This window comes from Mycobacterium sp. SVM_VP21, assembly GCA_024758765.1.
In the GTDB taxonomy this organism is placed as follows: Bacteria; Actinomycetota; Actinomycetes; order Mycobacteriales; family Mycobacteriaceae; genus Mycobacterium; species Mycobacterium heraklionense_C.
In genome coordinates this window covers 2,565,400-2,578,256 of record CP101406.1, presented here as the reverse complement: position 1 = coordinate 2,578,256, position 12,857 = coordinate 2,565,400, and the positions used below count along the sequence as shown (strand labels likewise).

The 12,857-nt window shown below is 64.2% G+C and carries 11 protein-coding genes, 1 tRNA gene and 2 pseudogenes; 8 read left to right on the top strand and 6 right to left on the bottom strand.

Annotation, left to right across the window (positions count from 1 at the left end):
• The first annotated feature begins 51 nt into the window (after positions 1 to 51).
• Complete coding sequence (htpG, locus tag NM962_11815) at positions 52 to 2,007, top strand: molecular chaperone HtpG (protein ID UVO10735.1); 1,956 nt, start codon at positions 52 to 54, stop codon at positions 2,005 to 2,007.
• Positions 2,008 to 2,017: 10 nt separating this feature from the next.
• Here the strand turns inward: htpG and NM962_11810 are convergent.
• Positions 2,018 to 2,098 (bottom strand): annotated as a pseudogene (locus tag NM962_11810) (hypothetical protein).
• Between the two features lie 540 nt (positions 2,099 to 2,638).
• On the opposite strand from NM962_11810, the gene NM962_11805 reads away from it, so the two are divergent.
• Positions 2,639 to 3,520, top strand: a complete 882-nt coding sequence (locus tag NM962_11805; protein UVO10734.1) for a hypothetical protein — start codon at positions 2,639 to 2,641, stop codon at positions 3,518 to 3,520.
• Between the two features lie 7 nt (positions 3,521 to 3,527).
• Entirely contained in the window at positions 3,528 to 4,181 is a 654-nt protein-coding gene (locus NM962_11800; GenBank protein UVO10733.1) for a hypothetical protein, read from the top strand.
• A 79-nt stretch (positions 4,182 to 4,260) separates the two neighbouring features.
• Here NM962_11800 and NM962_11795 read toward each other — a convergent pair.
• A pseudogene (locus tag NM962_11795) lies at positions 4,261 to 4,417 on the bottom strand (oxidoreductase).
• Between the two features lie 153 nt (positions 4,418 to 4,570).
• Here NM962_11795 and NM962_11790 point away from each other — a divergent pair.
• On the top strand, positions 4,571 to 5,311 hold the full coding sequence (locus tag NM962_11790) for a carboxymuconolactone decarboxylase family protein (protein ID UVO10732.1): 741 nt from the start codon (positions 4,571 to 4,573) through the stop codon (positions 5,309 to 5,311).
• Between the two features lies 1 nt (position 5,312).
• Here NM962_11790 and NM962_11785 read toward each other — a convergent pair whose 3' ends face one another.
• On the bottom strand, positions 5,313 to 6,176 hold the full coding sequence (locus NM962_11785; GenBank protein ID UVO10731.1) for an alpha/beta hydrolase: 864 nt from the start codon (positions 6,174 to 6,176) through the stop codon (positions 5,313 to 5,315).
• Between the two features lie 95 nt (positions 6,177 to 6,271).
• Complete coding sequence (locus NM962_11780; GenBank protein ID UVO10730.1) at positions 6,272 to 6,655, bottom strand: DoxX family protein; 384 nt, start codon at positions 6,653 to 6,655, stop codon at positions 6,272 to 6,274.
• An 85-nt stretch (positions 6,656 to 6,740) separates the two neighbouring features.
• Between NM962_11780 and NM962_11775 the strand changes: the two genes are divergently transcribed.
• Positions 6,741 to 7,628 carry a sigma-70 family RNA polymerase sigma factor gene (locus NM962_11775; GenBank protein UVO10729.1) on the top strand — a complete coding sequence of 296 codons (888 nt, stop codon included), beginning with the start codon at positions 6,741 to 6,743 and terminating at the stop codon, positions 7,626 to 7,628.
• Between the two features lie 121 nt (positions 7,629 to 7,749).
• On the opposite strand, the gene NM962_11770 is transcribed toward NM962_11775, so the two are convergent.
• On the bottom strand, positions 7,750 to 7,902 hold the full coding sequence (locus NM962_11770; protein UVO10728.1) for a zinc transporter permease: 153 nt from the start codon (positions 7,900 to 7,902) through the stop codon (positions 7,750 to 7,752).
• 178 nt (positions 7,903 to 8,080) lie between these two features.
• Here NM962_11770 and NM962_11765 point away from each other — a divergent pair.
• A tRNA-Ile gene (locus NM962_11765) sits at positions 8,081 to 8,154 on the top strand.
• A gap of 89 nt (positions 8,155 to 8,243) precedes the next feature.
• Here the strand turns inward: NM962_11765 and NM962_11760 are convergent.
• On the bottom strand, positions 8,244 to 9,005 hold the full coding sequence (locus NM962_11760) for a PE-PPE domain-containing protein (protein UVO10727.1): 762 nt from the start codon (positions 9,003 to 9,005) through the stop codon (positions 8,244 to 8,246).
• A 469-nt stretch (positions 9,006 to 9,474) separates the two neighbouring features.
• On the opposite strand from NM962_11760, the gene NM962_11755 reads away from it, so the two are divergent.
• The gene (locus NM962_11755) at positions 9,475 to 10,365 is read left to right on the top strand and encodes a hypothetical protein (GenBank protein ID UVO10726.1); all 891 of its coding nucleotides are present in this window, start codon (positions 9,475 to 9,477) and stop codon (positions 10,363 to 10,365) included.
• A 286-nt stretch (positions 10,366 to 10,651) separates the two neighbouring features.
• Positions 10,652 to 12,622: an Ig-like domain-containing protein gene (locus NM962_11750; protein UVO10725.1), complete on the top strand. Its 1,971-nt coding sequence runs from the start codon at positions 10,652 to 10,654 to the stop codon at positions 12,620 to 12,622.
• Positions 12,623 to 12,857 lie beyond the last annotated feature (235 nt).

Genomic DNA, 12,857 nt, shown 5'->3' with positions numbered 1-12,857 from the left:
GGCTTGGCCCCCCGATCAACGCGATGAGGCCGTCGGTAAAATTTGGCGCTTATGAACGCACGTGTGGAGCAGTTGGAGTTTCAGGCCGAGGCCCGACAGCTGCTGGATTTGATGGTCCACTCGGTCTACTCCAACAAGGACGCGTTCCTGCGGGAGTTGGTCTCCAACGCCTCCGACGCACTGGACAAGCTGCGACTCGAGGCGTTCCGCAACAAGGACCTCGAGGCAGACACCTCCGACCTGCATATCGAGATCGAGGTCGACAAGTCCGCCCGCACCCTGACCGTCCGCGACAACGGGATCGGCATGTCGCGCGAGGAGGTGGTGGACCTGATCGGCACCCTGGCGAAATCCGGTACCGCCGAGCTGCGCCAGCAACTGCGCGAAGCGCAGAACGCCAAGAACGAAGCCGCCTCCGAAGAGCTGATCGGCCAGTTCGGCATCGGCTTCTACTCGGTGTTCATGGTGGCCGACAAAGTCGTGATGGTCACCCACAAGGCCGGGGAGAGCGAGGCGGTCCGCTGGGAGTCCAGTGGCGACGGCACCTACACCATCGAGGCGGTGAAGGACGCTCCGCAGGGAACGTCGATCACCTTGCACCTCAAGCCCGAAGACGCCGACGACGCGCTGCACGACTACACCGCGGAGTGGACGATCCGGGGCTTGGTCAAGAAATACTCCGACTTCATCGCCTGGCCGATCCGGATGCAGGTCGAGCGCCCGGCCACCGGGCCGGGAGAGGGAGAGGCGGACGGCGGCGACGAGACAGTCACCGTTGAAACCCAGACCCTGAACTCGATGCAGGCGCTGTGGGCGCGCCCCAAAGACGAAGTCTCGCCAGAGGAATACAACGAGTTCTACAAGCACATCGCGCACGCCTGGGATGACCCGCTGGAGGTCATCGCGATGAAGGCCGAGGGCACCTTCGAATACCAGGCGCTGCTGTTCATCCCGTCGCACGCCCCGTTCGACCTGTTCAACCGCGACGCCCACGTCGGGGTGCAGCTCTACGTCAAACGTGTGTTCATCATGGGTGACTGCGACCAGCTGATGCCCGAGTACCTGCGGTTCGTCAAGGGCGTCGTCGACGCAGCGGACATGTCGCTCAACGTGTCTCGCGAGATATTGCAGCAGGACCGGCAGATCACCGCGATTCGCCGCCGGCTGACCAAGAAGGTGCTGTCCACCATCAAAGAGCTGCAGTCGCAGCGGCCCGAGGACTACCGCACGTTCTGGACCGAGTTCGGCCGCGTCGTCAAAGAGGGACTGCTCTCCGACTTCGACAATCAGGAGACGCTGCTGGCGATCAGCTCGTTCGCCTCGACGCACAGCGACACCGAGCCCACCACCCTGGCCGAGTATGTCGAACGCATGAAAGACGGCCAGGAGCAGATCTTCTACGCCACCGGCGAATCCCGCCAGCAACTGCTGAAATCGCCGCACCTGGAGGCCTTCAAGGCCAAGGGGTATGAGGTGCTGCTGCTCACCGACCCGATCGACGAGGTGTGGGTGAACACCGTCGCCGACTTCGACGGGAAGCCGTTGCAGTCGACGGCCAAGGGCGAGGTGGACCTGGACTCCGAGGAGGAGAAGGCCGCGCACGAGGCCGAGCGCAAGGAGCAGCAGAAGGATTTCGCCGACCTCATCGCCTGGCTGGAGCAGGCCTTGGCGGAGCACGTCAAAGAAGTGCGGCTGTCCACCCGGCTGACCGACTCACCGGCCTGCCTGATCACCGACACCTTCGAGATGACCCCGGCATTGGCCCGCATCTACCGCGCCAACGGCCAGGAGGTCCCGGTCGGCAAGCGCATCCTCGAGCTCAACCCGGGCCATCCGCTGGTCACCGGCCTGCGCCAGGCGCACAGCGAGCGGGGCGGCGAGGACGCCGACTTGGCCGAGACCGCGGAGTTGCTCTACGGCACCGCGCTGTTGGCCGAGGGCGGGGCGCTGGAGGATCCGGCGCGGTTCGCCGAGCTGCTGGCGCACCGGCTGGCCCGCAGCGTCTGAGCACGTGACCTCAGGGCACCAGCACCACCTTGCCGACGTTTTCCCGCGCGGCCAGAATGCGGTGGGCTTCCGGGGCATTCGCGAACGGCAGCCTTCGGTTTCTGCGTGCGCCAGCACCGGCCCGCCGGCCTTAGTCACCCGTATCCGCGCAAGGTAGCCCACGCGGTCCTGCAGTTCACCGGGGCCGCCCATTTTGGGCCTAGAATTGCAGGCACATCAGTATTGGCGCTGCGGTCCGCAAACTGTGTTCGTGACCGCGAGTGTCGCATAGACCCACTCCAACCGAATGTCATGAACTGATGCGGAGTGAATCGATCCTCTGATCGTGATCGATCGAATCTGATATAACTCTGCGGGGCCTCGTCGATAAGGGTGTCGCCTTCTGGTATAGCTAGTCCCGTTGTTTATCGAGGGCCGATTGTATCGCCCTCCTTCCCGAGGGAGATGCGGAAACGTAGGCGTGACCATGGCTGTACCTGCTTCTGCGCAACGCGTGGCAATCTAGCCCACGAGATCGACCAACGGGTCTGCGCCTGGAAACGCTATCTCAGCCGGGACCAGTTCTGTGCTTTTTGACCTAAGGAGTTGCATGCCCCCGAGTCACCGTACCGTCACCTTCAGGCTGTGGACGATGAACGCCCGCGAAGGTGACGAATTGCTTCCCTACGGCGAGCTTTTCGAGGAAATCGCGGCCAGAGAATCGCCCCAGACCCTGCAAGCAGTTTCTAGAGATCTCACGTTCGCGATCGACCTGAAAGCGTCTACAGATGACGGGCCCGATGCGCGTGAGGCGCCACGCCAAGTTTTCTACGGCACCATAGTGGCCGGGACCCCCGACGAGGTGCCGGTCTACTTCGATTACCGCACTGGGCAAACTGACAGTGGTACCACCCCTGACGGAAAGTGGCTCGCACAAGTGGCCGCGATCGTGGTGTCGATCACCCCAGAAGATCGGTTCATCGCGTTCGAGAGCGCCCGGAATGGAATCACGGCCGTGCGGTTAGCTCGTTACTTTCAGCTACTTGCAGAAGAGATCTGGAGCAAGCGCGCAGTTGAATTCGACATCAATCCGGTACAGTCACCTTCACTGCTAACCGAAATCGAGTCCTTTTCGCGGATCCGAGAGGCAACCGCCACAGTGACACGGCCGAACTTTGACTGGGACGACCACAGTCACAAGCTCGCTGAGCTTGCCGACGAATCTGGTGGTCACGAAGCAGAAGTTAGGGTGCGTGCCGCTCGCAAACAGGCCCTCAGTATCGACAGCGGTATTGTCAGGGCGATCCGCAGCTCCCTAACGCATGCGGCTGCCTCCATGAGCAAATTTAAAATCACGGGCCGTAAGGGAAACTCCGACAAAGAGACCACAATTACGAGCAGTAAGCACCAGCAACGCGTCTTTGTCAAAGTGCCGACGGTTGCCGACGCCGATACCGAAGGGCTGATACGCGATCGGGTCCTTGCGCTGATTGAGTCGGCACGAAAGACATTTACCAATGGGTCGCAAGGGTAACAACCTTATGGCCAACGCATCTTTGATCGCATCGCGGTGGAAGCGGATTGTCAAACACCCCAACTTCTACCTCTCGGCCATGAGCGGCCTGACGGTGCTAGGGCTGATGTGTGGTCTTCGGTCCAAACCACGCCACATTGATGTGAAAGTCGCGGAAGTCGCTGGGCCATTGCTTTCGTTTACCTCGATGGGTTTCGCGATCGCATTGGCTGCCGTGGCGTTGATCCTTGCTATGCCGTTCGATCGTGTCACCGCGCTGCTAGTTGTCAATACACTTAAATCGCCACCTGCACAGGTCACCGAAGATGGCGAGAAGAGCACAGTCGCGCTCGCACGAAGCATTGTCCAACGTGGCCGAGTCGATGCTGATGACAGTTCGGCATACCTCGACCTGGTAGCGGTGTTCTTGATTACCGCGATAGCCAATGTGATTGCCTCCGTGGTAACAATCCTGTGGGCTGTTGTTGCTGGCGGAGACCCGTTGTTGACCAGCCATGCTGTCGAGAACAGCATCCTGGCCGCGTTGGTGGCGATGACGGCGACCTATGCCGGCGCTCAAATGTTGGCAGCTGTCAAGGTGTTGTACCAGGTTGCAGTAGTTATCAATGGAGTCATGCGCAACCGAGTCCAAACTCACGACACCACGACTACCAACAACTGAGGCAAGGGTTAGTGCTAGCTAGGGCGATTTGGCCAGCGGTTGCCAGTCTGCCCGCCCGGCGTAGCGGCCTGCTGGCTCTACCCATTCGGGCAAGGTGGTCGGCAAAGTTCACGCCCGCCGCTCGCTGCCCGCACCCCGATCCGTACCTGCCCGCTGGCGGGCGGCGGCGGGTCGGGGCGGTCCTGCACCTGTAGGACCGATGGGGGGCCGGTCTTGGTGATGACGACAACGCGCATGGGTTTCACCCTATTGCCGCAGCGTCCATAATCGGTGGTTTAGCGGGCCTCGACGAAGGAGGGGCGAAGCTGGAACCGCCGCATAAACTCGGTGGTTTAGCGGGCCTCGACGAAGGAGAGGCGAAGCTGGAACCGCCGCATAAACTCGGTGGGATGGACGTTCTCGCTGAGCTGAACCGGTTGGAGACACTGTCGGGCGAGCCGGCGGCCGACTCCGATCCCGCGGTGGCCGACTTCGCCGAGCAGTTCCGTGTCGACGTCTCGATGATCACCGATGCTCAGCGGGACCGGCTGCGAGAGGCGTTGGGGGAGCAGACGTTCGGTGCGGTCGTGCAGATGTTCATCGCCGACTTCGCGCCGCGGGTGCGGGCCGGCCTCGATGCCCTCGGGGTGGCGCTGCCGTCAGCTGCGAGGGGCGGGGATACCGCGGGTCAGCTGGCTGACGCGCTGTTCAACGGGTTCATGCCCGCCGTGGCCCGGCTACGGTCCCTGGATGCGGTGACCTCGGAGGTGGTCCGGCTACGCGGCGCGGCCCAGCACAACTGCCGGCTGTGCAAGTCACTGCGCGAGACGACTGCGCTGGACGCCGGAGGCTCCGAATCGCTCTACGACGACATCGAACGTTTTGAGGAGTCCGCGTTGCTCAGCGACGCGCAGAAGGCCGCGTTGCGCTACGTCGACGCGCTGATCTGGACGCCGACCCACATCGACGCCGACGTAGCCGCCGGGGTACGCCGGCACTTCACCGACGAGCAGGCCGTCGAGCTGACGTTGGACGTGATGCGCAACGCCGGCAACAAGATTGCGGTGGCACTGGCCGCCGATGCCCCCCGGGTGGCCGACGGCACCGAACGCTACCTGCTGGGTGCCGACGGCCAGACCGTGTTCGGCTGAGCTAGGCGGAGTGCCGCGCTAAAAAGCCCAAGATGGCGTCGGCGAAAATGTCGTTGCGGTCCCCGGCGACCATGTGACCGGCCCCGGCAACATCGACGAACTCCACCTGCGGGAACCGGGCCAAGAACTCCTCGGCGTTGGCCGCGCTGACCAAGTCGCTGAGCTGGCCGCGTACCAGCAGCATCGGTACACCGTCGTCGAGGATGGTCTGCACCGCGGTGTTGAGCCGCTCGACGTCGTGGATCTCCATTGGTCCCTGGTGCTCGGGACCGCTGATGAACTGCGGGTCCCAGTGCCAATACCAGCGCTCGCCGCGCCGACGCAGGTTGGCGGTGAGCCCGTTGAGGTCGGCGGGGCGGGGCCGGTGCGGGTTGTAGGCGGCGATCGCGTCGGCGACCTCATCGAGGGAGTCGAAGCCGGACTCCATGTTCTCGGCCATGAACGCCTGAACGCGCTGCGCGCCGGAGGCATCCATGTTGGGCACGATGTCGACCAGCACCACTGCGCTGGCAGCCCCCGGCGCCAGTTCGCCGCCGAGCAGCATCGCGGTGCACCCGCCCAGGGAGGCGCCGACCAGCACCGGGTCCGGAGGCAGGGTGCGCAGCACCTCGTGGACGTCGGCGGCGAAGCTGACCAACCGGTAGTCGCCTTCGCTTGCCCAATCCGACTCGCCGTGGCCGCGCAGGTCGACGGTGACCGCCTGCCAGCCGCGCTCGGCAACCGCCGCGGCGGCCCGGCCCCAGGACCGGCGGGTCTGCCCGCCGCCGTGCAGGAACACCACGGCGCGTGCGTCGGGGTCACCGTGGCGGTCGGCGATGATTCGGACGTCGCCGGGCGCATGGGTGACGAAGGTTTCCGCGGTCATCTTGGGATAGTAAGCCTAGCTTGGTAATGCTCGATCACTTGCCCGACAAAACCTATGGTGAACTGCGGGTTCGGTGGTTCGATGACGCCGCGAGTTCAGGTGAACGGGTGCAGCGCGAATCGGCCCCAGGCCAGGAACGCGAACATCGCGATAAAGACGACGTCGCCGGCCATATAGGCCCACTCGCTGCGGCGGAATCGGGTGGTGGCGGCACCGGCCATGAACAGCATCAGACCGGTGGCGGCGAACGGCACCAGCAGTGGTGCCACTCCGACAGCCGCCGGCAGGATCAGCCCGGCTGCGCCGAGCAGCTTGATGATGCCAATGGCCGTGAGGTGGCCGTCGCCGAAATCGTCGACCCAGTGCTGGTTGGTGCCCAACGTGCGGTACTTCGCCCGGGGCAGCAGTAGCAGGGTGGCGCCGCCGATGGCGTATGCGGCCGCGGCGGCGCCGGCGATGATCCACAGGGTGGTGTTCATGGCGTGCTCCTTTGTGTTCGTGGTTACCTCGGTCGGGTGGGGTTCGTCATTACCTATGACGGACCGACACCACGAGAGGTAACCGATGACCACCGAGACGCAGCTGGCACAGGCCTTCGAGGAGCAGCGTCACCGCCTGCTGGCGTTGGCGTATCGCGTGCTGGGCTCGGGTTCGGACGCCGAAGATGCGGTCCAGGAGGCCTGGCTGCGGCTGTCTCGCCAGGACGTCGACGTGATCGACAACCTGCCGGGCTGGTTGACGACGGTGATCAGCCGGATCTGCATCGACACCCTGCGTTCCCGTGCCGCTCAGCCCGAAGTCTCGATCGATCAGAACCTGCCCGACCTCGTCGTGACCGATGACCGCGACACCCCCGAAGACGCTGCGGTGCTAGCGGATTCAATCGGGCTGGCGCTGCTGGTGGTGCTGGGCTCGCTGCGCCCCGACGAACGACTCGCGTTCGTCCTGCACGACATGTTCGCGGTGTCCTTCGCCGAGATCGGGCCAATCATCGGCAAATCGACTGATGCCGCCAAGATGGCGGCCAGCCGGGCACGCCGCAAAGTCCAGGACGCACCCACCCCGGCGGGGGATCGGCGGGCGCAGCGCGAGGTCGTCGACGCCTTTCTGGCCGCCGCGCAAGGCGGGGACTTCGAGGCTCTCCTGGGGGTACTCGACCCCGACGTCACTTGGCGTCAACACACAGTGCGTGGGGTGACCGTCACGACCGGAGCCAGTGCGGTCCTGGAGGCGGTCCGTCGAGGCCAGGGGGCGCGGATCACGGCGCGTCGTGTCCTGGTCAACGGCGAGCCCGGAATCTTGGGCTGGGGCCCGACGGGCCGGCCGCTGGCCTTGATGGCGTGCACGGTCCGAGATGGTCGGTTGGTGGGTATCGTCTCGATCGCCGACCCGGTCCGCTTGGCCGGTATGGAGCTGCCCGATCCGCCCCAGGAGTCGGACAGTGGCAACTAGCCAGCCTTCCCCGCGCGCTGATGAGGAAGGCCCCGCTATTGCGGAGCCTTCCTCATCGATTGCGTACTGTCCATTGCCGAGGTTGCGGACACGCCTACGCCGCTTGCTGGTTGGTGAGTGATCAGTGCTCGTCGTAGTGGTCACCGTGAGCGGCGTGACGATGACCATCGTGTAGGTAGTCCACGTGGTCGCCGTGCTGCACTGCCTCGTGGCCGCAGCCGGGGCCGTGGGTGTGTTCGGTGTGCGAGTGGGTCTGGTGCTCTGTCGTGTTCATGGCAGCGACGATACCTGAAATATGCAAGCATTGCAATATAACGATGAGTAGGCACGCCGTTGGTGCGTGATGTTGCGGACGGGTTCGGCGGTTCCCGGACGTGGAGGATCGCGGCGACGGCGCATGGAGACGCCGCTGACGCGGCATGGCACGATGGTTCCCGCGCACATGCGTATCAGGGGCGGTAGCTCAGTTGGTTAGAGCCGTGGACTCATAATCCATTGGTCGCGGGTTCGAGCCCCGCCCGCCCTACAACGGTCTTGGTATCCCGTGGCGCGATGTTGACGCCCCCCAGGCGGAGTTGAGCCGAGTGCTGCCCGGCCCAACTCCTCACCTAGGCATCACACCGCAAAGAGTGCATTCCACAGCGCTTGCCCCAGGTCGCCGAAGTCGAGCGTTGGAATCTCGTTGAACGTGGTCATCCCATCGACAACCGATGTGGCCGAGTCGATTTGGTCTGCCGTCAACCCGAAGTAGGCGCTATGCAGAGCCAACCCGTACAGCAAGTCCTGCCAACTCGTTCCCCCGAACAGCAGGTCTATCCAACTTTGGACTATGGGGTTCGTGTAGACGTCGCCTTGGATGTTGAATACTTCGGTGGGGTACAGGCTGGTGGGGACGGCTTCGGGGTTGGCGCCGAGCATCACGAAACGTAAAGCGTCGCTGGGGACGCCGGCTTCGGTGAGTTGCTGTTGGGCGTAGGAGGCGATGAGACTGCTCTGCGAGTAGGTGAAAATGGTCAGCGGGTCGGTGCAGACGCCGGAGGCGTCACAGCCCATCTCGCCGGCGTTGTAGTCGGCGAGGATCGCGTTGACGAGGATGGCTTGCCCCTGTGGGACGCTGTTCAAGAAGTCCAAGCTGTTGGGCATGGTCAGCGGCAACGTCGACGCGACGGTGCCGCTGTACCCCAGCGGACCGAGGTACAGATCGACGCCGTTGCTGATGTAATTGGCACTCGGTGTAGGGATTCCGGTCGGGCCCAGGACCAACGCGTCTGTTGAGCCGTAAAGGAATTCGTACTGGTTGTCGTTGGCGGCGTTGGCTGCGCCGGCCAAACCCAGTGCGGCGCCAAACAGCATTGCGCCGAAGATGATTTGCTTCATCGATACCCCTAGATCGCAACAGTCACTGACGATGTCGCCAAGCTGATTGCACGGCAAGCCATTACGTCGTCCGACATGCCCCCAGCAGATGTCGCACCGTACGCCGCGCCTTCAGTTGGCAACTGGCAGAAGTATTGCAAGAGGCGTCAATAACCGTCTTTGGATTTGAAAGATTCCTTGAATGAAACCGCCACGCCCGGCCCGTTGATGTGCTAACGGAGTCGGCGGGCGGGAATAAGAAGACTTAGGTCCGCTTCTGATGACTCAACCAGGAGTGGTCGGCCGCTACGGGCCCGCGCCCTGCCATGCCTCCAGCGGCGATCGGCCCCGTGCCGGCGCTCGCCATATCTCCGGCGTCCCCGGGCGTCGGATGGGGGTGGCCCGGCTCGCAACCGGCGTTACCCGAAAATCGTCCATTCACGCGGTTGACCAGCGTGCCCAGAGTTACCGTAGTGGCTCCAGTCATGAAATGAGTGTTGTGGGATCAGTCAGTCACCCCCGGATCACCGTTGGCATCGCAGCACTGGCCACGGGCACCCTGATCGCGACGCCGTCGGTGGCGCCGCCCCTTGACGTCGTCGCGCGCGCCGTCGAGCTGACGGCCAGTCCCTTCGATCCGTATGTGGACCTGATCACCAACACCTTTAACAATCTGGGCGTGATCGGCGCGCACTGGCTGGAGGACCCGCTGCCCACAGTGGTCCAGCTGGCCACCAACGGGTTTGACTACGCGCAGCGGACGTTCGAGGCATTCGGGGCCACCGCCCAGTCGTTCGTGGACGGGCTGATCAACCTGCCCGACCAGCTCGACACCCTGTTCAGCGCCATTTCGGCGAGCGAGATCACGGCGGCGTTGGGGCAGGCGATCATCATCGTGATCAGCGCCTTTCCGGTCTTGGGGCTGGTGGATCGCCTGGTGGCGATCCCCATCGACATCGTCGGGAACGTCGTAAATGCGGCGATGGCCACCTTGCACGCAGTACAGGTGCCGGTCGGCCTTGCCGCGCTCAGCTCCCTGCAGGCCGTTGCCGCCGAATTCGAGACGCTCGCCCGCAACTTCGTCGACGACCTGTCGGCAGGCGATATCACCGGCGCACTGTTTGGGCTGATCGGCGCACCGGCCGATCTCCTCAACGCCTATCTCAACAGTGAGGCTCCGGGCCTGGCCGGACTGCTGGCGCCGTTCGAGGATGTGAACCAAACGGGTTTCGTCGATGCCCTGGTGAACTATCTGCCGCGCGCTGTCGCCGAGTCGATCGGTGCTTCGTACTCGCCGATCGATGGTTCGCTGGCACCGGACGTCGGCGACGTCGACCTGGGGGACTCGGGCGAGCCGAGCGCTCTACTGCCGGACTTCTGAGCCGGCGGCGGGCGCGCCGCATCGAAAGGCGCGTCGCCGGCGTGAGCGTAAGCCAAGTTAATCCGAAGAATTCATTGAGCTCGATCTGTGATCGTGTCGTGTTACCAGTGTGATTTTTGTTGCCCATTGTTACGGAAGTTGCCTGAGTGTTCCGGGGGTCGTAACCGTGTGAGGAGTTTGGCCTGTGGTCGATGGGGCGACAGTTGAGCGTTCTCGGCGCCACTTCGGGTGGACCGCCACGACCGGGGATACCACCCGCAGGTTGCGCTGGACCGCGGTAATCGCGGTGCTGTCACTACTTGCCGGAGGCGCCGGGGCTGCGGTGGGGTTTCCCGGGTTGGCGTCGGCAGCGGGCGCTGAGCCGCAGAACGTGGCGGCCGTGACCACCACCGCCACTCCGGTCAGCGCGGGGCTGGTTGCCGTTCCGGCGAACCCGGCCACGCAGTTCGCCATCGTCACCCCGCCCGCGCACGGCACGGCGACCGTCACCGGCGCCACTTTCACCTACACCCCGGCCAACGGCTTTGTCGGCACTGACGCCTTCAGCTACGCCACGACCGACGGTGGAGGGCTCTCGACGCCGGCCACTGTCGGCGTCACGGTGATGTCGCAGGCTTCCGCGCCGCCGTCGTTGGCTACCGCCTGTACCGACTTGGGTCCGGCGTTCACCCCGGTGTGTACGGCGATCGGCGGCGTCACCGATCCGCTGGTGAATGCCTGCAGCACGGTCGGTTCCGTCGAGGCGTGCAGTTGGTTCGGCGGCAACAAGCACGGACTGATCAGCGCCTGCTTCGATATCGCCACCGGTCAGCTGGCGTCGACCTGTAAGACGCTTGATGCGGCGGCGCAGTTGGTAGCCAGCCAGTGCCGGGTGATCAACGGCCCGATCGACTATTGCGCCCTGCGCAACGGCAGTCCCATCGGCAATCGCTCTGTGCAGACCTACTTGGCCGGGCCGGTGCACAAGGCGCTGGCCCAGCAGTACCGGCTGAACCTGACTCTGCCGCTGGGGGAGGCCCAGATACCCGCCACCCACAACTCGTTCAACTACACGAATGCCAATGTCCCGCCGACATTGTCGGGTATGGATCCCGACCAGCTGTACTCGTTGGTCGACCAACTCGACTTGGACATGCGGTTCATCGAGCTCGATCTGCACTGGTACCCCAGCCTGGGTGCCCCCGGCGGCTACGCCCCGATCCTGTGCCACGGCTTCGACAACCACCTCGGCTGCACCTTCGAACGGACCGCCGCGTCGGGCCTGCAGGAGATACGGCGCTGGTTGGACGCCCACCCTGACCAGGTGATCGTCCTCTACATCGAGAACCGGCTCGATGACCCGGTCGACGACATCACCAAGTCGCTGCCGGCCGGGGCCGCGGTCATCGAGAGCACGCTGGGCAATACCTCGGCGCGTGACCTGTTGTTCCGCCCCTCGCAGGTGCAGCCCGGCTCGTCGTGCGAGACCCAGCCGATTCCGCGGGACGTGAGCATGGCCCAGATCCTCGCGAGCGGCAAACAGGTGCTGATGTACACCAACAGCGGTTGTGGTCACAATGCGGCGTGGGACGCCCTGGGCTTCAACGACAGCAACGTGGAGGAGAAGGGGATGCCGGTCGCCGTGCAGTACCCCGACTGCTACTTCAGCAGGGCGCAGTTCGAGAGTTCCTACACGCGGTTCTTCGACTCCAACACTTTGGTCGACGTGCTCGCCGGCGGCGGCAATGCCCAGCCGATGACTTCCGCTCAGATCCACGAGATGATGAAATGCGGTGCCAACGCGCCTGGCCCGAACTTCGTAGACCCACAAGCCGACCAGCTGGCGGGCTTCGCCTGGAGCTGGTCCTATGGTCAACCGCTGTCCAGCCCCACGCAACAATGCGCCGTGCATAACGGCGACGGCCGCTTCCAGGCCGAGGCCTGCGGCCAGTTCTTGCGCTACGCCTGCCAAGCCCCTGACGGCTGGCACATCAGCTCCGGCGCCGGCCAGTTCGCCGGTGGAGCCCTGGCGTGTATTGGGCAGGGCACATTCGCCGTACCCCGCACCGGATATCAGAACGAACTGCTCAAGGCGGCCAAAGCCCAGGCCGGCGTCGACCGGGTCTGGCTGGCCTACACCGCCGGTAACGACGGCAACTGGAGCATGGGATCAACGCCGCCGCCGGCACCGTCGCCTCAGTTGAGGCCGGCAACGCCGAGTCTGCCGCCGTATCAGGCCGAGGTGCCCGAGCTGTTGGGCCCGGTCACGGTGTCCTGACCGCCCGGGCTGACTGCCCCGTTAGGGCCCGCCGATAGCGCGCGTTTTACCCGACTTGGCTCACCTCCGACCTTTCTTGAAGGTCGCAGTCAGCACTTTTTGCTCCACGGCAAAAATTAGTGCTTTCCAAGCATGGCCTGTGACAAGTATCGTTTCGCGATAATACCGACCGGTAGTTGCGGGAGGACGCATGCGCAGCACCTTCAGAATGGTGGGAAAGCCCGCCCTAATCACG